The sequence below is a fragment of the Sphaerisporangium sp. NPDC051011 genome, assembly GCF_040653595.1.
Lineage (GTDB): Bacteria > Actinomycetota > Actinomycetes > Streptosporangiales > Streptosporangiaceae > Sphaerisporangium.
Map to the genome: position 1 here is coordinate 26,006 of NZ_JBFAGG010000004.1, position 22,319 is coordinate 48,324.

25 protein-coding genes are annotated in these 22,319 nt (G+C 71.6%); 9 read left to right on the top strand and 16 right to left on the bottom strand.

Annotated elements, in window-relative coordinates; all coding sequences use genetic code 11:
• Positions 1-92: 92 nt before the first annotated feature.
• On the bottom strand, positions 93-413 hold the full coding sequence (locus tag AB0H21_RS10460) for a hypothetical protein (protein ID WP_358514297.1): 321 nt from the start codon (positions 411-413) through the stop codon (positions 93-95).
• Positions 414-833: 420 nt separating this feature from the next.
• On the opposite strand from AB0H21_RS10460, the gene AB0H21_RS10465 reads away from it, so the two are divergent.
• Entirely contained in the window at positions 834-2,129 is a 1,296-nt protein-coding gene (locus AB0H21_RS10465) for an epoxide hydrolase family protein (protein WP_358514299.1), read from the top strand.
• Positions 2,130-2,181: 52 nt separating this feature from the next.
• Here AB0H21_RS10465 and AB0H21_RS10470 read toward each other — a convergent pair whose 3' ends face one another.
• On the bottom strand, positions 2,182-2,853 hold the full coding sequence (locus AB0H21_RS10470; RefSeq protein ID WP_358514301.1) for a helix-turn-helix domain-containing protein: 672 nt from the start codon (positions 2,851-2,853) through the stop codon (positions 2,182-2,184).
• A 320-nt stretch (positions 2,854-3,173) separates the two neighbouring features.
• Positions 3,174-4,394, bottom strand: a complete 1,221-nt coding sequence (locus AB0H21_RS10475) for a cytochrome P450 (protein ID WP_358514303.1) — start codon at positions 4,392-4,394, stop codon at positions 3,174-3,176.
• Positions 4,395-4,661: 267 nt separating this feature from the next.
• Here AB0H21_RS10475 and AB0H21_RS10480 point away from each other — a divergent pair, with 267 nt between their 5' ends.
• Both AB0H21_RS10480 and AB0H21_RS10485 read left to right on the top strand, forming a co-directional pair.
• Entirely contained in the window at positions 4,662-5,003 is a 342-nt protein-coding gene (locus AB0H21_RS10480; protein WP_358514305.1) for a DUF3147 family protein, read from the top strand.
• The gene (locus tag AB0H21_RS10485; protein ID WP_358514307.1) at positions 5,000-5,413 is read left to right on the top strand and encodes a DUF3147 family protein; all 414 of its coding nucleotides are present in this window, start codon (positions 5,000-5,002) and stop codon (positions 5,411-5,413) included. Before AB0H21_RS10480 ends, AB0H21_RS10485 begins: the two co-directional genes overlap by 4 nt.
• Before the next feature lie 53 nt (positions 5,414-5,466).
• Here AB0H21_RS10485 and AB0H21_RS10490 read toward each other — a convergent pair whose 3' ends face one another.
• The 4 genes from AB0H21_RS10490 to AB0H21_RS10505 all read right to left on the bottom strand — a co-directional run bounded on the left by AB0H21_RS10490 (position 5,467) and on the right by AB0H21_RS10505 (position 8,223).
• Complete coding sequence (locus AB0H21_RS10490; RefSeq protein ID WP_358514309.1) at positions 5,467-6,246, bottom strand: hypothetical protein; 780 nt, start codon at positions 6,244-6,246, stop codon at positions 5,467-5,469.
• 8 nt (positions 6,247-6,254) lie between these two features.
• Positions 6,255-6,899 (bottom strand): hypothetical protein, encoded by a 645-nt coding sequence (locus AB0H21_RS10495; RefSeq protein ID WP_358514311.1) that lies wholly within the window; start codon positions 6,897-6,899, stop codon positions 6,255-6,257.
• Entirely contained in the window at positions 6,899-7,909 is a 1,011-nt protein-coding gene (locus tag AB0H21_RS10500; protein WP_358514313.1) for an endonuclease/exonuclease/phosphatase family protein, read from the bottom strand. Before AB0H21_RS10500 ends, AB0H21_RS10495 begins: the two co-directional genes overlap by 1 nt.
• Positions 7,910-7,986: 77 nt before the next feature.
• On the bottom strand, positions 7,987-8,223 hold the full coding sequence (locus AB0H21_RS10505; protein WP_358514315.1) for a hypothetical protein: 237 nt from the start codon (positions 8,221-8,223) through the stop codon (positions 7,987-7,989).
• Positions 8,224-8,674: 451 nt separating this feature from the next.
• Between AB0H21_RS10505 and AB0H21_RS10510 the strand changes: the two genes are divergently transcribed.
• The gene (locus tag AB0H21_RS10510) at positions 8,675-9,046 is read left to right on the top strand and encodes a hypothetical protein (RefSeq protein WP_358514317.1); all 372 of its coding nucleotides are present in this window, start codon (positions 8,675-8,677) and stop codon (positions 9,044-9,046) included.
• On the opposite strand, the gene AB0H21_RS10515 is transcribed toward AB0H21_RS10510, so the two are convergent.
• From AB0H21_RS10515 to AB0H21_RS10555, 9 genes are all read right to left on the bottom strand, one after another.
• Positions 9,033-9,338: a hypothetical protein gene (locus AB0H21_RS10515; protein WP_358514319.1), complete on the bottom strand. Its 306-nt coding sequence runs from the start codon at positions 9,336-9,338 to the stop codon at positions 9,033-9,035. The genes AB0H21_RS10510 and AB0H21_RS10515 overlap by 14 nt on opposite strands.
• Positions 9,339-9,523: 185 nt before the next feature.
• On the bottom strand, positions 9,524-11,134 hold the full coding sequence (ptsP, locus tag AB0H21_RS10520; protein ID WP_358514321.1) for a phosphoenolpyruvate--protein phosphotransferase: 1,611 nt from the start codon (positions 11,132-11,134) through the stop codon (positions 9,524-9,526).
• Positions 11,127-11,402 (bottom strand): HPr family phosphocarrier protein, encoded by a 276-nt coding sequence (locus AB0H21_RS10525; RefSeq protein WP_358514322.1) that lies wholly within the window; start codon positions 11,400-11,402, stop codon positions 11,127-11,129. Before AB0H21_RS10525 ends, ptsP begins: the two co-directional genes overlap by 8 nt.
• A gap of 16 nt (positions 11,403-11,418) precedes the next feature.
• Positions 11,419-12,423 carry a zinc-dependent dehydrogenase gene (locus tag AB0H21_RS10530; protein WP_358514324.1) on the bottom strand — a complete coding sequence of 335 codons (1,005 nt, stop codon included), beginning with the start codon at positions 12,421-12,423 and terminating at the stop codon, positions 11,419-11,421.
• Positions 12,420-12,854, bottom strand: coding sequence for a PTS sugar transporter subunit IIA (locus tag AB0H21_RS10535; RefSeq protein ID WP_358514326.1), 435 nt, complete (start codon positions 12,852-12,854; stop codon positions 12,420-12,422). Before AB0H21_RS10535 ends, AB0H21_RS10530 begins: the two co-directional genes overlap by 4 nt.
• A complete protein-coding gene (locus AB0H21_RS10540) occupies positions 12,847-13,155 on the bottom strand; it encodes a PTS lactose transporter subunit IIB (protein WP_358514328.1) in 309 nt (102 codons plus the stop codon). Before AB0H21_RS10540 ends, AB0H21_RS10535 begins: the two co-directional genes overlap by 8 nt.
• A complete protein-coding gene (locus AB0H21_RS10545; RefSeq protein WP_358514330.1) occupies positions 13,156-14,322 on the bottom strand; it encodes a PTS mannitol transporter subunit IICB in 1,167 nt (388 codons plus the stop codon). It lies immediately after the preceding gene.
• A 43-nt stretch (positions 14,323-14,365) separates the two neighbouring features.
• Positions 14,366-15,307, bottom strand: a complete 942-nt coding sequence (pfkB, locus tag AB0H21_RS10550) for a 1-phosphofructokinase (RefSeq protein WP_358514332.1) — start codon at positions 15,305-15,307, stop codon at positions 14,366-14,368.
• Positions 15,304-16,065: a DeoR/GlpR family DNA-binding transcription regulator gene (locus AB0H21_RS10555; protein WP_358514334.1), complete on the bottom strand. Its 762-nt coding sequence runs from the start codon at positions 16,063-16,065 to the stop codon at positions 15,304-15,306. Before AB0H21_RS10555 ends, pfkB begins: the two co-directional genes overlap by 4 nt.
• Before the next feature lie 1,103 nt (positions 16,066-17,168).
• On the opposite strand from AB0H21_RS10555, the gene AB0H21_RS10560 reads away from it, so the two are divergent.
• The 5 genes from AB0H21_RS10560 (at position 17,169) to AB0H21_RS10580 (ending at position 22,317) form a co-directional block, all read left to right on the top strand.
• Positions 17,169-18,227, top strand: a complete 1,059-nt coding sequence (locus AB0H21_RS10560) for a 50S ribosomal protein L11 methyltransferase (RefSeq protein WP_358514336.1) — start codon at positions 17,169-17,171, stop codon at positions 18,225-18,227.
• A complete protein-coding gene (locus tag AB0H21_RS10565; protein WP_358514338.1) occupies positions 18,224-19,639 on the top strand; it encodes an iron-containing redox enzyme family protein in 1,416 nt (471 codons plus the stop codon). The genes AB0H21_RS10560 and AB0H21_RS10565 overlap by 4 nt, the downstream gene beginning before the upstream one ends.
• Complete coding sequence (locus AB0H21_RS10570; protein WP_358514340.1) at positions 19,627-19,971, top strand: Rieske 2Fe-2S domain-containing protein; 345 nt, start codon at positions 19,627-19,629, stop codon at positions 19,969-19,971. The genes AB0H21_RS10565 and AB0H21_RS10570 overlap by 13 nt, the downstream gene beginning before the upstream one ends.
• A gap of 133 nt (positions 19,972-20,104) precedes the next feature.
• Positions 20,105-21,052, top strand: coding sequence for an alpha/beta hydrolase (locus AB0H21_RS10575; RefSeq protein WP_358514342.1), 948 nt, complete (start codon positions 20,105-20,107; stop codon positions 21,050-21,052).
• The gene (locus tag AB0H21_RS10580) at positions 21,049-22,317 is read left to right on the top strand and encodes an ATP-grasp domain-containing protein (protein ID WP_358514344.1); all 1,269 of its coding nucleotides are present in this window, start codon (positions 21,049-21,051) and stop codon (positions 22,315-22,317) included. Before AB0H21_RS10575 ends, AB0H21_RS10580 begins: the two co-directional genes overlap by 4 nt.
• Positions 22,318-22,319: the final 2 nt, after the last annotated feature.

Below are 22,319 nucleotides of genomic sequence, written 5' to 3' on the forward strand. Positions count from 1 at the left end.
GGGGCAGGCGGTTGCCAGGAGCCGGCGGTCCGGCATTTGCGGGGATGGGAGCCGTGGCCGACCGGTTGTGGCGACAGGGAAGGGAGTGGCCGTTAGTCGGCGACGTAGCGGTGGTAGGAGCCGGGCACGTATTCGCGTTGCCGTACGACCCGGAACCACCCCTTGGGCAGGGAGATGGCGGCATGTTCCTCGTGCACCAACCGCCCGCCGTCGGGCAGGTGGAGGAACTCGGGAAAACCGGAATCGCGGCTCAGCAGTAACGTGCCCGGACCCGGGACCGCGTGCGCGTGCCCCGTCGCCTCGCCGAGCGCCAGAACCAACCGGCCGCGCGCGTCACGGGGCGCGGCCTGGAGATGCGCGGGCACCGACTCGGCGGCGACCGGCATGATCAGAATGTCTCCCTGGCGGAACACTGGAGCCTCCCTCGTCATCGATCGAGGCCATCGGTCCAGGCCGTCGATCGGGGTCACTGCTCCAGAAGGTAGAGGACGGCACCGACAGTTCCGCCTCGCGGAACCAGGCCGCCAGAACCGGCCGCGACCGATGCCCGCCGCCTCGGATGGCTGTATTCGCGGCCTCAATTGCGCTAATTCACGGCGAATTTGACGTGTCATTGGTCCCGTGAATCCGAAGCCGCCATGTCCGCGCGGCTGTGGCGGCTCGCGCCCGTTGGCCGCACTGGGGCACGGTGCTGTGGGCGCAGTGGTAGGGGGTGCCCCAGAGACGAACAGCAATTCTTGATTCTTCAGGTGTGCCTTCCTAACGTCCTAGTCGACGCGTCGAACAAAGGTTTCTCGTCGTCGGTCGCGGCCGGCGCGCGCAAGGGAGTGCACATGTCGAAAGAAGGGCACGCCACGTCACGGCGTGGAGTGCTGAAGGGTCTTGTGGCGGCGACGGTCGCCGCGCCGCCGGCCTTGGCGCTATCCAACGCCTCACCGGCGTTCGCCGGGACGGCCACGGTGACGGCCGGAGGGCTGGACCTGCCGCCCGCCACCGAGGCGATCACTCCGCTACGCCTGTACGTCCCCTCGTCGGTCCTCACCGACCTGCGTTACCGGCTGGCGAACGTCCGCTGGCCGGTCGAAGAACTGGTGACCGACTGGTCGCAGGGTACGCCGCTGCGCCGCTTGCAGAGGCTGGTCGAGTACTGGCGCACTCGCTACGACTGGCGGCGCCTGGAGAACCGGCTCAACTCCATCGGCCAGTACCGCACGCTGATCGACGGCGTGAGCGTCCACTTCCTGCACGTGCGCTCCCCGCACCGCGACGCCACGCCGATCATCCTCACCCACGGCTGGCCGGGTTCCGTCGTCGAGTTCCTGGACGTCATCGGACCGCTCACCGACCCGACCCGCTACGGCGGGCGGCCCGAGGACGCGTTCCACGTCGTCGTGCCGTCCATGCCCGGTTTCGGCTTCTCCAGCAAGCCCACGGTGACCGGCTGGAACTCCGCCCGCATCGCCGCAGCCTGGATCACCCTCATGCAGCGGCTCGGCTACCAGCGCTACATCGCGCAGGGCGGTGACTGGGGTGGCACGGTCACCACCTTCATGGGCAAGCTCCGGCCGAGGGAACTCGCCGCGGTGCACCTGAACTTCCCGATGCTGATGGGTGCCCCGGTGTCGCCCGTGCCGACACCGGAGGAGCAGGAGGCCCTGGCGCAGATGGCGGAGCACGGGGCCAACGGAGCGGCCTTCTCCCAGGCCATGCGGACCGAGCCGCAGACGTTCGCCTACGGCCTGACCGACTCTCCGGTCGGTCAGGCGAGCTGGATCTACGAGAAGCTCGCCATTTGGAGCGACAGCGGTAAGAATCCCGAGAGCATCTGGAGCTACGACCAGATTCTCGACACCATCATGATGTACTGGGTGCCCGACAACGCCGTCTCCGCCGCGCGGCTGTACTGGGAGGGCCTCGCCACGGACTACATCACCCAGGAGCTCGACCTGCCCGTCGGCGTCAGCGTGTTCCCCAAGGAGCTGTACCGGCCCCCGAGGATCTGGGGCGAGCGCGTGTACCGCGACCTGCGGTACTGGAACAAGCCCGAGCGCGGCGGTCACTTCGCCGCCTTCGAGCAGCCGGCACTGTTCACGGAGGAACTGCGCAGGTTCGTGCGCCTCGTGCGCTGACCCCGCCGGGGAGCGCGGCGAGACGACGCCGCGCTCCCCGGCGCCGAGCGGGTCAGCGGTCTCCGAGCAGGGCCGTGCTGAGCCCGCACACCGCGATGATCAGGTTCTCACCCAGCCGCCGCCAGGACCGTTCGGCGGCGGCTGGGCCGACCCGCCCGTGCGCCAGGTCGGCCTCCAATTCGGCGCACATGTGCACGATGAGCTGGCGGATCATGGCCCCGTACTGCTCGGACAGCTCGGGATCGTCGTTGCGGCCCTGCAGGCGCCGGATCTCTTCCAGGCGCCGGAACGACGGGGCGTCCAGGTGAGCCCGGATCGCGTACTCGCGCAGATTGGGGTCCACGACGGCCTGCGCGAGGAACCGTCCGTACCAGGACGGTGTGCCCAGTTCGATGTGGTGTTCGATGGCCGGCGCGATCACACATGTGATCCATTCCCGGCGGGTCACCCGGCCCGAGGGGTCGAGCGCGGCCACCATCCGGATCCGGTGCCTCTCGATCCCGGCCGCGTGCCGCGCCAGGATCGCCTGGATGAGCTCGTCGCGGGACGTGAAGTGGTACTGCACCGCGGACTTGTTGCGCTGGCCCGCCGCCTCGCCGATCTTCCTGACGGAGACGTTCGCGAACCCGTGTTCCGCGTACAGCCGCTCCGCCGTGTTCATGATCTTGTCCCGGGCGATCAGCGAGCGGGGAGACAGTGTGGTCGCCGCCGCGGACAGTGTCATTCCGCACCGACCTTCATGACCGCTCCCTGGTCTCGTCCTCGTTCGCTCCGGTTCAGGAGGGCCGCCCGCCGGAGTGGCCTGCAGATCGTCATGCGGGCGGTCGTCGGGCCAGGGTACCCAGAACGACCTAGATGTCCATCTTAATCACCGACCGGTCGGCCGCCCACGCGCGGTGTTCCGGCGACGAGGGTGACGAGGGTGAAGGGCGGCCTACCTGAGCGCACGAGGCAGGCGACGGCGCGTGGCTCACCGGAGAGCCGCGAGAGGGGCCGGCCGCGGCGCGGGACACGCCCGGCCGGCCGCTCACCGTGCCGCGGTTTTCACCACGTCACCCACACGTCTTCCAGCCCGCCGGACATCCCTCCGGTGCGCAACCGGAGATCCTGGGGAGCGTCCCGCAGGTTGAGGGTCGGCAGCCGCCGCGCCAGAGTGCCCAGCACGACCTGAAGCTCCAGCCTGGCCAGCGGCTGCCCGAGGCAGAAGTGCGGCCCCGCGCCGAAGGTGAGGTGCTGGTTGTACTCCCGGCGCGGGTCGAACCGGTCCGGGTCGGGGAACTTGCGCGGGTCCCGGTTGGCGGAGGGCAGGTTCGGGATCAGCGTCGTCCCCGAGGGCACGTGGGTCTCGCCGAGCTGGACGTCCTCGGTGGCGAACCTCGGGATGCCGCCGATGGCGGCGAGAGTGGTGTCCAGGCGCAGGACCTCTTCCACGGTGCCCGGGATCAGCGCCGGATCGTCGATGACGGCCTCGAACCGCTCCCGCTCGGAGAGCAGCATCGCCGCCATGATCGCGATCATGTTGGACGTCGTCTCGTGGCCCGCGAGCAGGATGCCTCGGACGGTGACGATGAGCTCAGCCTTGCTGAGCCGCCCGTCCTCGGCGTCGGTGATCGCGATCAGCTCGCTGAGCAGGTCGTCTCCGGGGTCGGCCCGCCTCCGGTCGACGAGATCGGACACGTACGCGTCGAAGTCCCGATACGCCCCGTCCACGTCACTCTGGGTGTAGCGCGTCAGGGTGAGCATGACACGGGACCAGTGCGCGAATTTGTCCTGGTCCGTGCTCGGCGCGCCGACCAGCGCGCAGATGACGCGCACCGGCAGCGGGAGCGCCAGCTGGGACGAGAGGTTCGCGGGGGAGCCCTTGGCCACCATGGCGTCCACCAGCTCGTCGGTCATCTGCTGGACCCGGGGCCGCCACGCCTCCATCTTCCGGATGGTGAAGGAGCGGCTGAGCAGCCGCCGCCACCGCTGGTGTCCCGCCCCTTCGGTCATGTTCTCGGCGTCCGGCCTGGGACGGTTGAACAGGCCGCCGTCCTCGGTGGTGGAGATGCGCGCCGCGCCCTCCCGCGCGAGGTCGCGGGTGAACCGCGGGTCCGCGATCACCGTACGGGCGTCGTCGTACCGCGTGACGACCGTGGCGACGTCGCCGCTGGGCAGCCGTACGTGCGCGACCGGACACCGCTCGCGAAGTTCCGCCAGCTCGGGCGGCGGCTCCAACGCCGTTGCGCGGTCGAAGGGGAAGTCGGGGATCGCGTCGGCAGTCATCGTGTCCCTCCAGCTCGAAGACCGGGCGCTCCCACTCTAAGGCGGTCGCCTTACTAAGGCAATGTCCTTGAGTCAGGATCCGAGGTCCGCCCGGCCGCCCCGTCCCAACGAACGGCCAGATTTGGGAACGGCCTGGTGCTGCCGGGAGATCGGGTGGGAACTGATACCGGAAACGCGACGCGCGCCGCAGGCCGAGGCGGCTCCGGCGGCGCGATGACGACGCGGGAACCCGCTCCGGCGGCGACTCGGGGCCGAGGGGGCGAGCATGTGAGCGAGGCGTGGTCGATCGCTTTGCGCGGGCTGTGCGGGGGCCTGCTCGTCACGGTGTTCGCCCTGATCGGCGAGATGGTGAGCCCCAAGCGCTTCGCCGGCATCTTCGCCGCGGGCCCGGCCGTCGCCCTGGCGGGGATGAGCGTGACCTTGGTGTTCATGGGGAGCCGGCACGTCGCGCAGTCCGCGCTGGGGATGATCGTCGGGGCGGTCGCGCTGGTGGCGTACTGCGCGACGGCGGCGCCTCTGGAGGAACGCCTGGGCGCGATCGCCGGCTCGGTGGTCGCCATGGCGGTGTGGGCGGCCGTGGCCGCGATCGGCTGGTTGCTGATCAGATGAGCCCCCCGGACAAGATCCAGATCGAGCCCGCGAAGCTGCGCCAGATCGCACCGGCGGCCATGGCGCTGCGCTTCGCCTTCGGGGCGGTCGTCTCCATGGTCTCCGGCTGGGTGGGCGGCCGCTGGGGTCCGCTCGAGGGCGGAATCTTCCTCGCCTTCCCGGCGGTCCTGGCCGCCACCCTCACGCTGATCGAGACCGAGGAACGCAACCGGATCCTGGCCGCTCAGGACGCGCGCGGCGCCGTGCTCGGCGCGATCGGCATGATCGCCTACGCCCTGTGCGTGTGGACGCTCGCCACCCGGATCCCCGCCGTCGCCGCGATGGCGGCCGGGACCGCGGCCTGGGCGATCGTCGCCATCGTCCTGTACCGGCTCACGTGGGGCAGCGGCCGGAACCGCGGAACGCCGTGAACGGCCGCGCCGGCGCGTCGAACGCGGCGAGCGCCGCGCGGGCGGCCGTTCAGTCAGGAGAGGCGCTCGATCGTCACGGGGATCAGCCCTTCCAGGCGGACCATCTTCGTGAGCTCCCTGAGCAGTGCGGCCAGGACGTCCGCGGATCGGCCGCCCAGCAGGGCCGTCACGTCGAGGCACCAGGCGATGCCCGGGCCGATCTGGTGCAGCCGCCAGCTGAAGGAGTCCGGGGGGACGTGCAGGTGGGACGCCCCGGAGACGCGCGCCCGTGAGCCGTCGTCGCCGGACGCCGTCCAGGCCGTGTGCAGGCGGCTCAGAGCGGCGTCGTCCACGTCGTTGGCGAAGAGGACACGGTAGAGACGCTCCTCGTGGAAGCCTGCGGGAACCTCCGGAGGGGTGAACACCAGGGGAGGGGAGTGGGGCAGCGGCGCGGTGTCGCGGAAGTAGGTGCGCAGCGTCGCCTCGGCGGGCAGGGGGCGTCCACTGAGGCGCCGGTACACGGTCTCGGCGCCGTGGCGGTCGATCGGGGTGATCCGCCGGCGTAGGTCCGGGTTCGTACGGACCTCACGGCCGAGGGCGGCGGAGCTCCACCAGCCGCCGTCCGCGGTGGTCCATCCGGCGTTGTCGAGGCCGGTCGCGGTATGGTCGTCGGCGAGCACGAATTCCTCGACCAGGATTCCGGCCGCCCGCGGCGCGGTTCCGCCGTCGTCTTCGGCCGCGATCAGGTAGTAGTCGAGGGACGCGCCGCTCGGCACCGCACCCTGCGCGCCGGCCACGATCGCGCCCCCGTTGTACCCGCCCCGCGGGTCCGCGCCTCGACGTAATTCTCGCATGGGTGACGTCATACCCAACGCTCCCGTCCGGTGGACGGCCGGGTCGTCAGGTGGGCGAGGAGCTGCAGCTTCTCGCAGGACGGTGAGCCGGGAGCGGCGTGGTAGGTGACCAGCATCTGGCCGGGGGCGCCGGGGAGCGCGAGCTTCTCGTAGTTCAGGTCCAGCTTGCCGACCTGCGGGTGGAGCAGGCGGCTGACCCCGCTGGTCTTCTGGCGCACGTCCTGACGCGCCCACAACGTCCGGAAGCGCTCGCTGCGCAGGCTGAGCTCCCCGATCAGCTCGACCAGCCGGGGCTCGTCGACGGCGCCGCCGATGACCGACCGCAGGTAGGCGACGGACTTGGCCGTCATGTCCTCCCAGTCCCGGTAGAACGCGCGCATCTCCGGCTCCAGGAACGCCGCGCGCAGCGTGTTGACCCCGGGCGCGAAGAACGGGCAGAGCGCGACGGCGATTTGACCAGGCGGTATTTCGAGGACTGCAACGAGGCTGCGGTGCTCCAGGGCGAGCCGGTCATGTTCGGCGGCGGCGTCGCGCCCTTCGCCCTGGACCCGGCCAACGCCGAACGGCTGTGGGCCGTCGCGACGGAACTGATCCGTGTGCGGCAGCCCGCGGCCCGGGCTCCGCGACCGGATAAAGGATGAAATGCCGGACATCAGCCGACGCGGGGAAGTACCAGCTCCGCGAACACCGCCCGGTGATCGGTGTCCGGCACCGGGTGCACACTGAAGGCGCGCACGCCCACCCCCGGACCGGTGAGAACGTGGTCGATCGTGACGGGCGGGATGCCGAAGCCGTTGAAGTGCCATGGCCGGTACGGCCAGGTGGTCACGAACCCGTCGCCCGTCGCGTCGGCGGCGTCCGCGTACCCCTCGGCGAGCAGCTCGCGCACCGGCGCGTGATCCAAGGTGGCGTTGAAGTCGCCCGCCAGGACGCGCGGGGTCCGGCCGGGAGGCGGGAGCGCAGCCAGGCCGTCCGCCCAGCACCGGTGCCTGTCCGGACGGGCGGGCGCGCACGGGTGCACGGACACGACGCCGACCGGGCCCGCGCCCGGCACGTCCACGGTGGCCTCCGCCTGGCCGAAGCCGCCGACCTCGATGGCCTGCCCCGGGGTGACGGGATGCCGGGCGTAGATCGCCGAGCCGCCGACCCCGGGCCGGGGACGCTCGGTCCTGTACGGCAGCAACCGTGCCAGCCCGGCCTTGTCCAGCGCGGACGCGGCCTGAGGCGTCAACTCCTGAACCGTCAGGACATCGGGGCGCAGCTTGCGAACGAGGTCCACCAGAGCGCTCGCGGGAACCGAGCCGATCAGCAGATTGGCGGAGAGGACCCGCAGTGACGGTCCATCGGGCGCCGCCTCGCCGGACGGAAGCGCACGAGGCAGGACGCACACCGCGAGTGACACACTGACCGCCAGGCTCACGACCAGTGCCGTCCAGCGGCGCGACACCAGCGCGGCGATCGGGGCGACCGCCGAGGCCAGGGCGGCGTACGGCGTGAACGCGACGAGCTGCACCCAGCGAAAGTGCACGTCCGCCGGAAGCAGCCGCAGCACGGCCCACACCGCGAACGGCGCGACAAGCCCCCAGACCAGCACACCCACCCACCGCCGCCGACGACGCCCCACCGTCACGGCCGGCGAGTCGGCCCGCGTCTCCACCGTCACCTTCTCGATCCCCCTGTCATGGTCAACGTGCCGGGCGGGACGCGTCGGGCGTCCGAAGCCCTCAATTGGATGGACGGTCAGCTGGGATCAGGGCGGAATGCTGAAATATCCTCCGGCGCGAGGCTGAGCGGGAACGGCCGCCCGTTGTCGCCGGGCGCCCACCCTTCCCGGATGGCCGTCCGCACGCTCGCCGCCACCGTCGATGGGCGAACGACCGCGCTCGGCAGCGACATCCAGTTCCCCGGGTGCGCGAACGGCGCCGACACCACGAGCACACGACCCGGCCGTTCGGCACGCTCCACCGTGAACGTCAACGGACCCCCCGTTCGCCTGGGCGTAGGTGTATCGGTGACGCACACGCCACCGATACACCGCCCCGTCGACGGTGACGAGCCGCGATCGTCTCCTCGCCAAGGCCACCCGACTCTCCGCCCTGTAGATCAGGATTCCGCGCCAGATCCTACGTCCCCGTGGAGGTCTCGTCGTCCAGCCCGGCGCGGCGGCGACCGTTTCGGCGGCGCGCCGGTGCCCACCGTGGTCCGCGTCGTAGGCAGTTCTTCGCGCAGGTGGTTGACGCGCTCGGTGCCCTGCGCGAGGACGTTGTGTGCGGTGGCGAGGCCGGCGGGGTCGATCGCCGAGTAGAGGGTCGTGGTGGTCGGCCTGACGACCTCGGCGAGTTCGGCGTTCGGGGCCTGAACGGACGAGCCGCTCGGCGGTCAGCGCGGCGTTGCCCACCGGCTGAGCGTCGCCGACCGCGCGGTGGACGTGGCCGGGCACGAGATGCGGGAACGCTGGATCGAGGTCGAGCTGGGAAGGATCAACCCCTTCCTCAAGGACTACCCGTACCGCGTGCCCTACGAGTCGGTGCCGACCGTCGAGGACCTTCTCGACCAGGTGTACCTCGCCCTGTCGGATCACGTGGGCATCTACACCTACGGCAAGGAATGGCTGCTCCAGGGCTCTGCCGGCGACAAGTCGTACGTCGACGCGGGACGGGACTGGGCGCGGCATAACCTCGGACGACACGCGCGCGCTCGACGACCTCGGGATCCGTCAGGGCGTGCGCCTCGTCGCGGTCCCGGTACGCCGCTGGTCGGGCGAGGGGCGGACCGGGACCGCCGGGTCAGCGGGTGTTGACGCGCAGGGAGACGATCTGGCCCGGCGGGAGCTGGGCGGTGGAGGTTTGGCCGGCCGGCACCCATGGGCCGACGCTGTAGACGTAGCCGACCATCGGGTTGACGTGCAGGACGGTCACGGCGACCTGGTGTTCGCCGGTGCCGGCGGCGCAGTAGCTGGACACCGTCGTCGGCGTGGAGCTGGTGGAGCAGTTGGTGGGGACGGCGAGCGCCGCGGGCGCCGTGCCGATCAGCAGGGCCGTGGTGAGGGTGGCGGTGGCGGCCAGGGCGGCCGCGCGGTTCCTGGGTTTCACGGTGACTCCTCCGCCTCCCGCCGGGCCGGACGCTCGGCGGGGGGTTTTCTTTTAGGAAAGTTTCCTAAGCGAGAGCCTAGCTGCGGGGGAGGCGGAGTCAAGGCCCCTCAGGCGGAACCGAGGCCGTCGGGCGGAGCCGGAGGCCGGTCGTCAGGCACGGTCGAGCCTCAGGCGGGGCGAGACCGTCAGGACGACGGTGGCCGTGGATCGGCCGCGAGCGCCTCGGCGGCCAGTTCGCGGCACTCGGCCAGCGTCCGGGCGGCGAGGGCGGCGCGGACGTCCGGCACGCACACCGCCGCCATCGACAGGCTCGTCACGCCGAGGCCCGCGAGGACCGGTGCGAGCCGCGGATCGCCGGCCGCCTCCCCGCAGACGCCCACCGGCTTGCCCGCCGCGCGTCCGGCCTCGGCGCAGCGTCCGATGAGCTCCAGCAGCGCGGGCTGCCAGGGGTCCAGCAGGTCGGCCAGGCCCGGGTGCTGCCGGTCGGCGGCCAGGGTGTACTGGCTCAGGTCGTTGGTGCCGATGCTGAGGAAGTCGGCCTCGCGCAGCAGCCGGTCGGCGTGCAGCGCGGCGGCGGGCACCTCGACCATGACGCCGACGCGCGCGATGCCGCGGGCCCGGGCGCGGGACGCGAACTCGGCCGCCTCGCCCGCCGTGGTCACCATGGGCGCCATCACCCACGGCTCGGCGCCGGTCGCGTCGGCGGCCCGGGCGATCGCCTCCAGTTGGGTGTCCAGCACGCCGGGCAGCAGCCGCGCGACCCGCAGCCCCCGTACGCCGAGCGCGGGGTTGGGCTCCTGCGGCAGGCCGAGGAAGGGCAGAGGCTTGTCGGTGCCCGCGTCCAGCGTCCTGACGACCACCAGCGGCGTGCGGGAGAAGACCGCACTGTAGGCGGCGACCTGCTCCTCCAGCGACGGCTCCGTCCTGCGGCCGAGGAACAGGAACTCGGTGCGGAACAGGCCGACCCCCTCGGCGCCGTCGGCGAGGTCGCGCGCGGACCCGATGTTGAGCAGCAGCTTGACCGGATGGCCGTCGGCGGTCCGGCCCGGCCCCTCGCCACGCCCGCGTTCGGCCCGCTCGCGCGCGCCGGCCGTGCGGACCCGCTCGGCGTCGGAGGAGGTCAGGCCGGTGCCGACCTCGCCGGTGGCGCCGTCGACGCTGACGAGCGTGCCGTCGTCCAGCGTCAGCGCGCCCGCGCAGCCGACGACGGCGGGCAGCCCGCGGCCGCGCGCGAGGATGGCGGTGTGGCCGGTCGGCCCGCCCTTCTCGGTGACCAGGGCCAGGACGGTGTCGTCCAGCCCGGCCGTGTCGGCGGGGGAGAGGTCCTCGGCGACCAGCACGAACGGGTGACCGGGCGCGGGCACGCCCGGCGTGGGCAGGCCGAGTGCCGCGGCCACGGCGCGGTTGCGCAGGTCGTCGAGGTCGGCGGCCCGCTCGGCGAAGTACCCGCCCGCGTCCACCAGCGCCCGCCGGTGCACGGCGAAGGCGGCGTCGAGCGCGTGCGGGGCGTCCATCCCGGCGTCGCAGTTCTCCGCGCAGCCGTCCGCGAGCATCGGGTCGCGGGCCATCATCGCCTGGGCTTCGAGGATGCCGGCCGCCTCGGGGTCGCCCGCAGCGGCGGCGCGCCGTTCGAGGTCCTCGGCGACCGCGTCCAGTGCGCGGGCGGCCACTGCGGCCTCGGCGACCGCGTCGGTGACCGGGCGCGGGTCGGGCAGCGCGGGCGGCCCGGCCATCCGGATCACCGGGCCGGCGGTGCGGCCGGGGCTGACGCCCAGGCCGCGCAGCGCCTCACCCATCGACGGCGTCCAGGTCGCGGGCCAGGAGCGCCACCAGCGTCTCGAGGGCCGCCTCCGCGCCCGGCCCGTCGGCGTCCAGGGTGACCTGGGTGCCGTGCACGGCGCCGAGGCTGAGCACGCCGAGCATGCTGGAGGCGGGGACCGGCTTGCCCTCGCCGACCCGGATCCGCACCGGCACCCCCTGGCGGGCGGCGGCCTGGACGAAGATCTTGGCGGGCCTGGCGTGCAGCCCGCTCGACGAGGCGACGGCCACTGTCCTCTCGGGCATGGTTCGTCCTTCCTGCTCAGGGTTCGATGGTGACCTTGATCGCCTCGCCGCGGCTGACGAGGCCGATGGCGTCGAGGACGCCCGGCAGCGGGAGCCGGTGGGTGATCAGATCGGCGACGGGCACGGCCCCGTCGGCGATCAGGCTGAGAGCGTTGGCGTTGTGCGCGGGGCTGGAGCCGTTGGCGCCGACGATGGTCAGCTCGCGGTAGTGCACGAGGTTGGAGTCGAGCTGGATGATCGGGGCGTCCTTGGGCAGGCCGCCGAAGAAGCTGATCCGCCCCTGCCGGGCCGCCATCTCGACGGCCTGCTGCTGGGCGGCGCCCGAGGCGGCCGCCGTGATGACGACGTCGGCTCCGCGCCCGCCGGTGAGCTTGACGACCTGGTCGACGGCGTCGCCGCTGATCACCTCGTCGGGGTGGACGAGCCCGGCGGCCATCTCCAGCCGCTCGGGGTTCACGTCGACCAGGAACACCCGGGACGCGCCGCGCGCCCGCGCCAGGCGGACGTGCAGGCAGCCGATCGGCCCCGCGCCCATGACGACGACGTCGTCGCCCGCGCCGACCCGGGCCAGTTCCTGGCCGTTGAGTACGCACGCGAGCGGCTCGGCCACCGACGCCTCGGCGAAGCCCACGCCGTCGGGGATCCGGTTGACGCCGTCCACGGCGATCACCTTGGCCGGGACGATCATGTACTCGGCGAAGCCGCCGTCGTAGTGGTAGCCCATCGACTCCTGGTTGGGGCACACCGTCATGCGGCCCCTGCGGCACTCCTCGCAGGCCCCGCAGGGGATCGCGGCGATCACCTGGACGCGCTCGCCCGTTCCCACGACCTCGCCGGCGATCTCGTGGCCCATCACCCGGGGCGGCCGGATGTGGTGGTGGCCGAACTTGTAGATCTTGGCGTCGGTGCCGCAGGTAGAGCAGTTCCGCACCCGGATCTTCAGCTCGCCGGGCCCGGCCTCGGGCTCGGGGGCGTCCTCGACGCGGATGTCGCCGGGGGCGTGGAAACGGGCGACCTTCACAAAAGCTCCTTCATCACGGTTTCTACCTCCGTCGCTTCGCGGAGGGTTCTGGCGCGGTCGGGGTCGAGCAGGATCTCGGCCAGCGCGGCGAGCAGCGCCACGTGGCCGTTCCCTTTGGCGGCGATGCCGACGCACAGGCCGACCCGCTCGCCGTCCCAGTCGACGCCCTCGGGGAAGCGCACCACGCACACGGCGTCGCGCAGCACGTCCTGCTTGCCCTTCGCGGTGCCGTGCGGGATGGCGACGCCCTCCCCGACGTAGGTGGAGATCGAGCGCTCGCGTTCGAGCATGGACTCGATGTACGGCTCGGTGATCGCGCCCACGGCCAGCAGCAGCTCCCCGCACCGGCGGATCGCGTCGTCGCGGTCGCCGGCGCGGGCGTCGAGCACCACGGCGCGCGGCTCCAGCGGGAGCGACGCGGCGTCAGGCATCGACCGTGCCGCCGTTCTTGATCGCGGCCACGAGCTTGGTCACGGCGGGGTCGCCGATGAAGATCTGGAAGGTGACCAGCGGGACGCCCGGCGCCACGGCCTTCGCCCGCGCGGCCAGCCCGATGTGGCAGACCACCAGGTCGGTGTCCTTGGGGATCTCGTTCACGGGCGTGTGCTCGACCGTGATCCCGGTGCTCTTGAGCTGCTTGCGAAGCTGGGTGGCGAGCATGACGCTGCTCCCCATTCCCGCGTCGCAGGCCACGATGAGCTTGTGGATGTCCTTGCTGTCGATGGCGGCCATCTATGCCTCCTTGGAAACGGTGGGGGCGCCGGCGGCGCGGGTCTGGGTCTCGACGGCGGGTCGCGCCCCGGACTCGGGGGCGGTCTCGGTGGACGCCTCCGCGACCTCCTCGGGCTCCTTCTCGCCATGGCCGAAGCCGAGCAGGGCCGAGGCGACCGCGAAGGAGGCGGCGGAGGCGATGATGATGCCGGCGAGGACGCCGAACCAGCCGCCCTTGGGGGTGACCGCGAGGTAGGCGAAGATGCTGCCCGGCGACGGCGTGGCGACCAGCCCCGCTCCGGTGATCATGAAGGTGAACACGCCCGCCGCGCCGCCCGCCATGACGGCGAGGATCAGCCGCGGCTTCATCAGGACGTACGGGAAGTAGATCTCGTGGATGCCGCCGAAGAAGTGGATGATGATCGCGGCGGGGGAGGTCGGGCGCAGCGCGCGCGGCCCGAAGAAGAAGTAGGCGAGCAGCAGGCCGAGGCCGGGCCCGGGGTTGGACTCCAGCATGAACAGGATGGACTTGCCCTGCTTGACCGCCTCCGCCACGCCGAGCGGGCCGAGGACGCCGTGGTTGATGGCGTTGTTCAGGAACAGCACCTTGGCCGGCTCGACCACCAGCGAGGCCAAGGGGAGCAGGCTGTGGTTGATCAGCCATTCCACGCCGTCGCCCGCCGCGTTGGTGAACGCCTCGACGACCGGCCCGATGCCCCACACGCCCACGATGGCCATCGCCGCGCCCACGATGCCCGCGGTGAAGTTGTCGACCAGCATCTCGAAGCCGGACCTGGTGCGGTCCTCGGTGAAGCGGTCGACGTGCTTGAGGATGAACGCGGCGAGCGGGCCGACGATCATCGCGCCGAGGAACATCGGGACGTCCGCCCCGACGGCCACGCCCATCGTCGCGACGGCGCCGACGACCGCGCCGCGCTGGCCGTGGACCATCCGGCCGCCGGTGTAGCCGATCAGGATCGGCAGAAGGTGGGTGATGATCGGGCCCACCAGCTCTGCCAGCGCCTTGTTGGGCAGCCAGCCCGTCGGGATGAACAGCGCGGTGATCAGGCCCCAGGCGATGAACGCGCCGATGTTCGGCATGATCATGCCGGCCAGATGGCCGCCCAGTCGCTGGATGGTGGCCTTGACCCCGGTGCCGTAGACCGGGGGGGTATAGGTGTCGGCCATGGGTCGTGCTCCTTCCTAAAGGAAAGGATGGGGGGCCTGCGCGTCAGGCGTGTGGGGTGAGGCGGCGGGCGGGGTCGGGCGGGCCGAGGCGGATGCCGTCGCGGACGATGTCGGAGGGGCCGGGCATCCGGCTGCCGGGGAGCGCGACCGCGGCGGCGGCCCAGGACAGCCCCTCCACAAGCGCTTGTTCACCGCGCGCACCGGCGGCCAGAAAGCCCGCGAGCAGGGCGTCCCCCGCGCCGACCGCGCTGCGCGGCTCGGCGACCTCCGCCTCGCCGTACCGGACGCCGTCGTCCTCGACCAGCAGCGCGCCGTCGGCGCCGAGACTCGCCAGCACCGTGCGCGCCCCGGCGGCGCGGAGCTTCCCGGCCGCCTCGATGGCGTCGCCCACGCAGGAGATGGCCATGCCCGTGGCCTCGGCGAGCTCCTCCAGGTTGGGCTTGATCAGGGCCGGGGCCGCGCTCAGGGACTCGACCAGCGCGGGGCCGCTGGTGTCGACGGCGACGTTGATGCCCGCCGCCGCGAACCTGCGGCACAGCCGGGCGTACACGTCGGCGGGGACCTCGGGGGGCAGGCTGCCCGAGGCGACCACCCAGTCGGCCGAGTCGGCCGCGCCGAGCACCGCGTCCGCGATCGTCTCCAGTTCGGCGGCCGACAGCGTGGCGCCCGGCTCGTTGATCTTCGTGATCGTGCCGTCGGGCTCGGCCAGGGTGACGTTCGACCGTGTCGGGCCCTCCACGGCCACGGTCACCATGTCCAGGCCCTCCAGGGCGAGCAGGCGGACGAGCTGCCTGCCCTCGTCCCCGCCGTAGGGGACGACCGCGCACGAGGTCACCGCGTTGGCCAGCAGCGCGCGCGAGACGTTGACGCCCTTGCCGCCCGGGTCGAGCCTCGCCGCTGCGGCCCGGATGACGGCGCCTCTGGCCAGCGCGCCGATCTCGATCGTGCGGTCCAGGCTCGGGTTGAGGGTCAGGGTGAGGATCACGCGCGCACCACCTCGGGGCCGGCGGCGGACAGCTCGGCGGCCGTCATCGGGTCGAGGCCGGTGTCGGTGATGATCAGGTCGATCTCCGACAGGGACGCGAACCCGGCCAGGTAGGTGTTGCCGAACTTGGTGTGGTCGGCCAGCAGCACGACCCGCTCGGACGACTTCACCATCGCGCGCTTGATCGCCGCCTCGGCCGGGTCGGGGGTCGTCAGTCCCTTGGCGGCCGAGCAGCCGTTCGCCGCCATGAACGCCACGTCCACGTGCAGGTGGGCCAGGGGTTGCAGGGCCCAGTCGTCGACGGTGGCGAGCGTACGGCCGCGCACCCGGCCGCCGAGCATGATGACGTGCAGGTTCGGCCGCGAGGCCAGCACCGTCGCGAGTGGGGGGGAGTTCACGACGACGGTTAGCTCGCGGTCGGCCGGGAGGATCGGGACCAGGCGGCCGGTGGTGGAGCCCGCGTCGATGATCACCGAGCCGTCCTCGGGCAGTTCGGCGAGCGCGGCCTTGGCGATGCGCTCCTTCTCGGCGGTCAGTACTTCGTCGCGGGTGGCGAGGGCGGGTTCGAACCCGAGCCGCTCCACCGGGATCGCGCCGCCGTACACCCGCCGCAGCACGCCCGCGCGCTCCAGTGCGGTGAGGTCGCGGCGGATCGTCTCGGTGGTGACGTCGAACTCCTCGGCGAGGGTCACCACGTCGACCCTGCCCGCCATTCTCGCCCTGCGGAGGATCTCCTGCTGCCGCTCCTCGGCATACATGATGTTGCTTCACCGCCGTTTGTGTGTTGGTTGTCCTGTGTTTACACCCGTTTCTATGGGATGGCAAGGGTCTCACAGGGTGGGCCCGCGTGTTGTGACAAGTGCACGTTCCGTCACGGAGGTCGGTCCGGGGGTGGTGCTGAGGGGTGTCGGGCGGTGGTCTCACGCGCGACAGGGGGAAATGCCCGCTATGTCGCCTATATCCCGCCGATGGGTGACATAAATGGATTACGGTCTCGCGCCGCCATCCACCTCCTCGCGCCCAGGCTGGACGTCCGGGCAGGTCACGGGCCTTCCGCGGTGATTACGGCGACTGAATCACCGCGCGCGGGACGGAGTGATGGCCCTAAAGTCCCGCCCGATCGCGGTGATTCGGTCCCCGTCCGCGGAAGCAGGCCCTCTACCTGCGTGAATGGGCGGGAAACGGCGCCGAAACGAGCCGCCCGAGGGCGTGGAATAGGATCGGCCGCCGCCTGGTTCTGGGATATCGCCGCCCCGCCCGACAAACGGGGAACGGCACCGAGAACCATCGATGTGACCGCGAAATCGGCCGGGAATACCGGAAGGGCCCCCAAGGTTTCAAGCCACATCGAGACGCAAGGATCCGAGGCCCGGCAAAGAGGATCGCCGAAAGGCATTCGAATTGCCCGTCAGAACGCCTGCGACGCCCGGCGGAATACCGGGTGCCGGCGGAACGGCCGAGCCCTCCCCGCGGGCTCGTGAAAGCCTCGTCGACGCCTGCGGAAACGCCGTCCCCGCCCGCCTGACCCGGGCCGGGGCCGGTTGACCGGCGCGGACCAGCCCCGCGTTCCTCCAGATCACCCGAGTCGAAGTAAGGAGTGTGCGGCCGCGGAGCCGTCCAGGGCCCGCCTGCCCGCGTCGATCAACGGCCGGACGAATCCGGCCGCTCGCCGCCCATCGAATGAGGCGGACGAGAGCAGAGCATTCCGGGGGCGTAAGAGAACGGCTCCCGACCGGCGCCGAGGAAAGGCCGCGCACGCGGACCGCCTGGCCGCGCCGACCTTTCCCGACCCATCACCGGTTTCGCCTTACGCCATGGACGGCGGTGAATTCCGCCGCGCCCGTGAACGGGAGACACAAAGATGCCGAGTACAACGCAAGTCGACGTCAACGCCTCATTATTGATGGCCTCGGTGCAGGCCACTCTGGATGCGGCGCAGGAATCCATGGACGCGGCCCGCGCGATGCTCTCGCCCGGACGCGGGATCATCGCCTCCGAGGAGGCGGCCCTCGCCGCCGCGATCCGGACCGTGCCGCGCTGGCACTTCGCCATGCTGAACGACCTGGAGCGCAACGACGCCTTCGAGGTGGCGATCGAGCGCGTGCTCCCCCCGGGCGCCCACGTGCTGGACATCGGCGCCGGCACGGGCCTGCTGTCGATGATGGTGGCGCGCGCCGGGGCCGCGTGGGTCACCACCTGCGAGCAGAACCCGATGCTCGCCGAGATCACCCGCCAGATCGTCGCGCGGCACGGCCTGTCGGACAGGATCAACGTCGTGGCCAAGCGCTCCACCGACCTGGTGGTGGGCGTGGACATGCCGAGGCGTGCCGACCTCATCGTCTCGGAGATCGTCGACTGCGGACTGATCGGCGAGGGCGTCCTGCCGACCGTCGAGCACGCCCGCGAGCACCTGCTGGCCCCCGGCGGCCTGCTGCTGCCCGAGTCCGCGCGCATCCACGGCGCGCTGCTGGACAGCGTCGCGGTCGACCGCCTCAACCGTGTGGACCACGCCGCCGGTTTCGACGTCAGCCTGCTCAACGGCCTCTCCACCCGCGGCCACTTCCCCGTCCGCCTGCCCACCTGGCCGCACAGGCTGCTCTCGCCCGAGGTGGAGCTGTACGCGTTCGACTTCGCCTCCGGCTCGATGGCCGACGGGTCCACCGAGGTCGACCTCCCCGTCACCGAGACCGGCGAGGCGCACGGCCTGGCTGTCTGGTTCGACCTCTCGCTCGGCGGCGGCGTCCGGCTCCGCAACTCCCCGGACAACCTCGCCTCGCACTGGATGCAGGCGTGCGTACCGTTCGCCGAGCCCGTCGCGCTCACCAAGGGTGACCGCGCCCACCTTCGCCTGGCCTGGCAGGACTGCCGGCTCTCCGCCTCCAAGATCAGCGTCTCGACCGCCATGAAGGGACAGAAATGAGCTTCACCCCCCACCACACGCCGTTCGAGCTGGACCCGGCGCGGCTTCGCGAGCTCGCCCTGGACTTCGCCAGCAACCCCATCTACCTCGACAACGAGGACTGGGAGAACGAGGACAACCCCTACCACCGGCAGCTCCGGCCGCAGATCATCAAGTACCTGGACTTCAGCAAGCCGCTGCCCGCCAGTGAGATCCTCGACTACTCGGCGCTGGCCGCCAACCGCCTGCTCGCGACGATCTACGAGGCCGACCTGATGTTCCTGCCCAAGAAGGGCATGAGCGAGTCGGCGTGGGCCGGCTTCAAGAACTTCTACAGCTCCACCAACCGGGCGCGCGGCGAGATGATCCGCCCGTACCTGGAGAAGCACGTCTTCGGCTTCCTCGACGACATCGAGGTCACCGGCGAGTGGACCAAGGAGAGCCTGGCCGCCTACCTCGGCCGCATCCAGGACCTGCCCACCACGCCCTCGGCCGGCGAGAAGGCCATCCGCGAGTCCAGCGACCCCAAGCGCGCCGCCCGCAACTGGCTCATCCAGTTCGCGCCGGACTTCCTGTCCGAGGCCTCGCCGATGATCCGCAACGTCATGGGCTACTACGGGCCCGTGCAGTCGGAGTGGTTCAAGATCGTGATCGACGAGTACGGCTACGGCGTCCACGGCACCAAGCACAGCACGCTGTTCGAGAACACGCTGGCCTCGGTCGGGCTCAGCGCGGACCTGCACCGCTACTGGCAGTACTACCTGACCAGCAGCCTCATGATGAGCAACTACTTCCACTACCTCGGCAAGAACCACGAGCTGTTCTTCCGCTACCTCGGCGCCCTGTACTACACCGAGACCACGCTGGTCGACTTCTGCCGCCGCGCCGCGGACCTGCTCACCGACGTCGTCGGCGACGAGGCGGACGTCAAGTACTTCACCGAGCACGTCCACATCGACGTCCACCACGGCCGGATGGCCCTGGAGAAGCTGATCATGCCGATCGTCGACCAGTGCGGCGAGTCGGTCATCCCCGAGATCGTGCGCGGGTTCGAGGAGTTCCAGGCCATCGCCCAGATCGCCGACGACGACTTCGCCGAGCAGGTGCGCTGGATGGACGCGGGCCCGCGGAACAAGGTGCTGCACGCGCCGGTCTGGGCCAAGATCGAGAGCGGCGAGGTCGAGGCGCCCGTGGCGCACATCGTCGAGCCGCGTGGTGAGCTGTCCAACACCCACCAGCACGACGGCGACGAACTGTGTCACATCGTGTCCGGCACGATGAAGTTCGTCAGCGGCTACGACTCCCACCAGATCCTGGAGGCCGGCGAGGGCACCGTGATCTGGAGGAACCGCCTGCACGGAGCGATCATCGACTCCGAGGAGTGCGTGTACGAGATCCACTCGGTGGGGGACTACCGCGCATGCTTGTCGTGAACTTCAACGTCGAAGGCGCGCACAACTGCGTCGAGGTCGCGGGCGTGCCCTACGTCTACGCGCGCACGGCCAAGGGATCCTTCGTGATGCCGGCGCTGTGCCCCCACCGGGGCGGCCCGCTCAACCTGGCCGAACTGGACGCGACGGGCGCCCGGGCCGTGTGTCCCTGGCACGAGCGCGCGACCTCGATGACCCGGCTGCGCAAGAAGGGCATCCCGGCCGTGCGCCGCGGGAACACGGTCACCGCCGTGCTCCCCGTGCCCGCGGACTCCGAGGTGACGACCACCCACCGGCCGATGTCGCCCACGTTCTGCGGCGGCAAGGCGGCCTGACCCCGCCGCCGGAGGGTCCGGTGCCCTGGCGCACCGGACCCTCCGGGCGGGCCCCGCATCCGCGACAAACAGCGACAAACCGCGACACGCAGCGACAAACCGAGAAAAACCACGACCCCCGAGGAGACGTCCCATGGCCTACGCGTCCGGCATCGAGGCGTTCGTCGACAAGGTGAACGCCACCCTGCCCCCGGACTTCTACACCTACCCCGTGGAGCGGCAGCGCGCCCTCTACGACTCGCTCGCCGAGGCCCTGCCCATCCCGGTGCCGGATGGCGTCACCTGGCGGGACGCCACCGCCGAGCACGACGGCCGCGAGGTGCGGCTGCGCGTCTACGAGCCGGCGAGCACGAAGGGCGACGGCGTCATCTTCTACGTCCGCGGTGGCGGCTTCGTCATCGGCTCGCTGACCAGCCACCACAGCCTCGTCGCCGAGATCGCCCACCGGACCGGCCTGGTGACGATCGCGCTGGACTTCGGCATGGCCCCCGAGAACCCCTTCCCCGGCCCGGTCGAGGACTGCTACGCCGGGGTGAGCGCGGTGCTCGCCGACCCGTCCCGGTTCGGGCTGTCCATCGACCCGGCCAAGGCCGTGGTCGCGGGCGAGAGCTCCGGCGCCAACATGGCGGTGATCCTGTCGATGATGGCGCGCGACCGCGGCACCCCGCTGCTGCGCGGCCAGGCGCTGATCAGCCCGGTGCTGGACTTCACCCGGTGGCGGCACGGCGGCGAGGACGCGCCGCTGCTGTCCGGCGGCGAGATGGAGTTCTACACCGCCTGCTACTGCCCCGAGCCCGAGCAGGCCGCCGACCCGTACGTCTCGCCGCTGCTGGAGGGCAAGTTCCACGAGCTGCCCCCGGCGTACGTCGTCGGGTGCGAGCTGGACTCGCTGCGCGTCGACGCCGAGAAGTACGTCGAGTTGCTGCGCGCGGAGGGCACCCCGGCCAAGTACGTGATGGAGGCCGGTATGGTGCACGGCCCAGTGCGGGCGCGCGGGATGAGCGAGCCCGCGGCGGACATGGTGCGCCGGTTCTGCGTGGCCGCCTACGCCCTGGCGATGGACGAGGGGGAGTCCCGATGACCGGCGCGCACGACACGACCGGCCCCGTGGTCGTCGTCGACCCGTACTCCTCGGGCGCGCTGTTCGCCGCCGGGTTCGCCGAGCACGGCGTCGAGGTGGTCGCCGTGCTCACCGCCGAGCGCCCCCCGGACGCGTACGCCGCGTCGTACCGGCCCCAGGACTACGAACGCAAGATCGTCTTCGGCGGGGACCTGGACGCGCTGGCGGGCGAGCTGCGGGCGCTGAACCCGCGGTGCGTGATCGCGGGCGGCGAGTCCGGCGTGGAGCTCGCCGAGCGCCTGGCGCCGCTGGTCACCCCCGGCCGGGCCAACGTGCCCGGGCTCGCCTCCGCCCGCCGGGACAAGTGGAGGATGGCCGAGGCGGTGGCGAAGGCGGGGCTCGCGGTGATCCCGCAGATCTGCACCGACGACCCCGCCGAGGTCCGCGAGTGGCTCGCCCGGGAGGGCCTGGAGGGGCAGGACCTGGTCGTCAAGCCGCCGATGAGCGCCAGCACCGACGGCGTGGTCAAGGTCGCCGGCGGCGAGGGCTGGGCCGAGGTGTTCGCCCGGGGCATCGGCCGGGTCAACCAGTTCGGCAACGTGGACGACCGGCTGCTGGTGCAGAAGTTCCTCACCGGCACCGAGTACGTCGTGGACACCTTCACCGACGGCGGACGGCACGGCCTGGTGGACGTGTGCCGCTACCAGAAGGTGGACAACGGGCCGCACATGGCCGTCTACGACGCCATGCGCTGGGTGCCCGAGGACGACCCGGCCGTCCCCGCGCTCGCCGAGTACGCGCGCGGGGTGCTGGACGCGGTCGGGATGCGGTTCGGCTCCGCGCACATCGAGATCATGAACACCGCCGACGGCCCGGTGCTGATCGAACTCGGCGCGCGGGCGCACGGCGGCGGGCAGCCGCGGTTCAACCGGGTCGCGACCGGCGACAGCCAGATCGACCGCACGGTGCGCGCCCTGGTGGGCGGCGAGGTCCCGCCCGGGTACCGGCTGGCGCGCCACCAGATGTGCGTGTTCCACATCGCGCGGGCCTCCGGGACCGTGCGCGACGTGTCCGCGCTGGAGGCGGTCAAGGACCTGCCGAGCCACCACTTCTCGGTGATGAACCTGGCCGAGGGCGACCACGTCGAGGAGACCAAGAGCCTGGTGGACAGCCTGGACTTCGGCTTCGCCATCCTGTCCCACCCCGACGCCGAGCAGGTCGAGCGGGACTACAAGGTGATCCGGGAGCTGGAGCGCGGCCTGGTGATCGACCCGGCGGGCGCCTGACC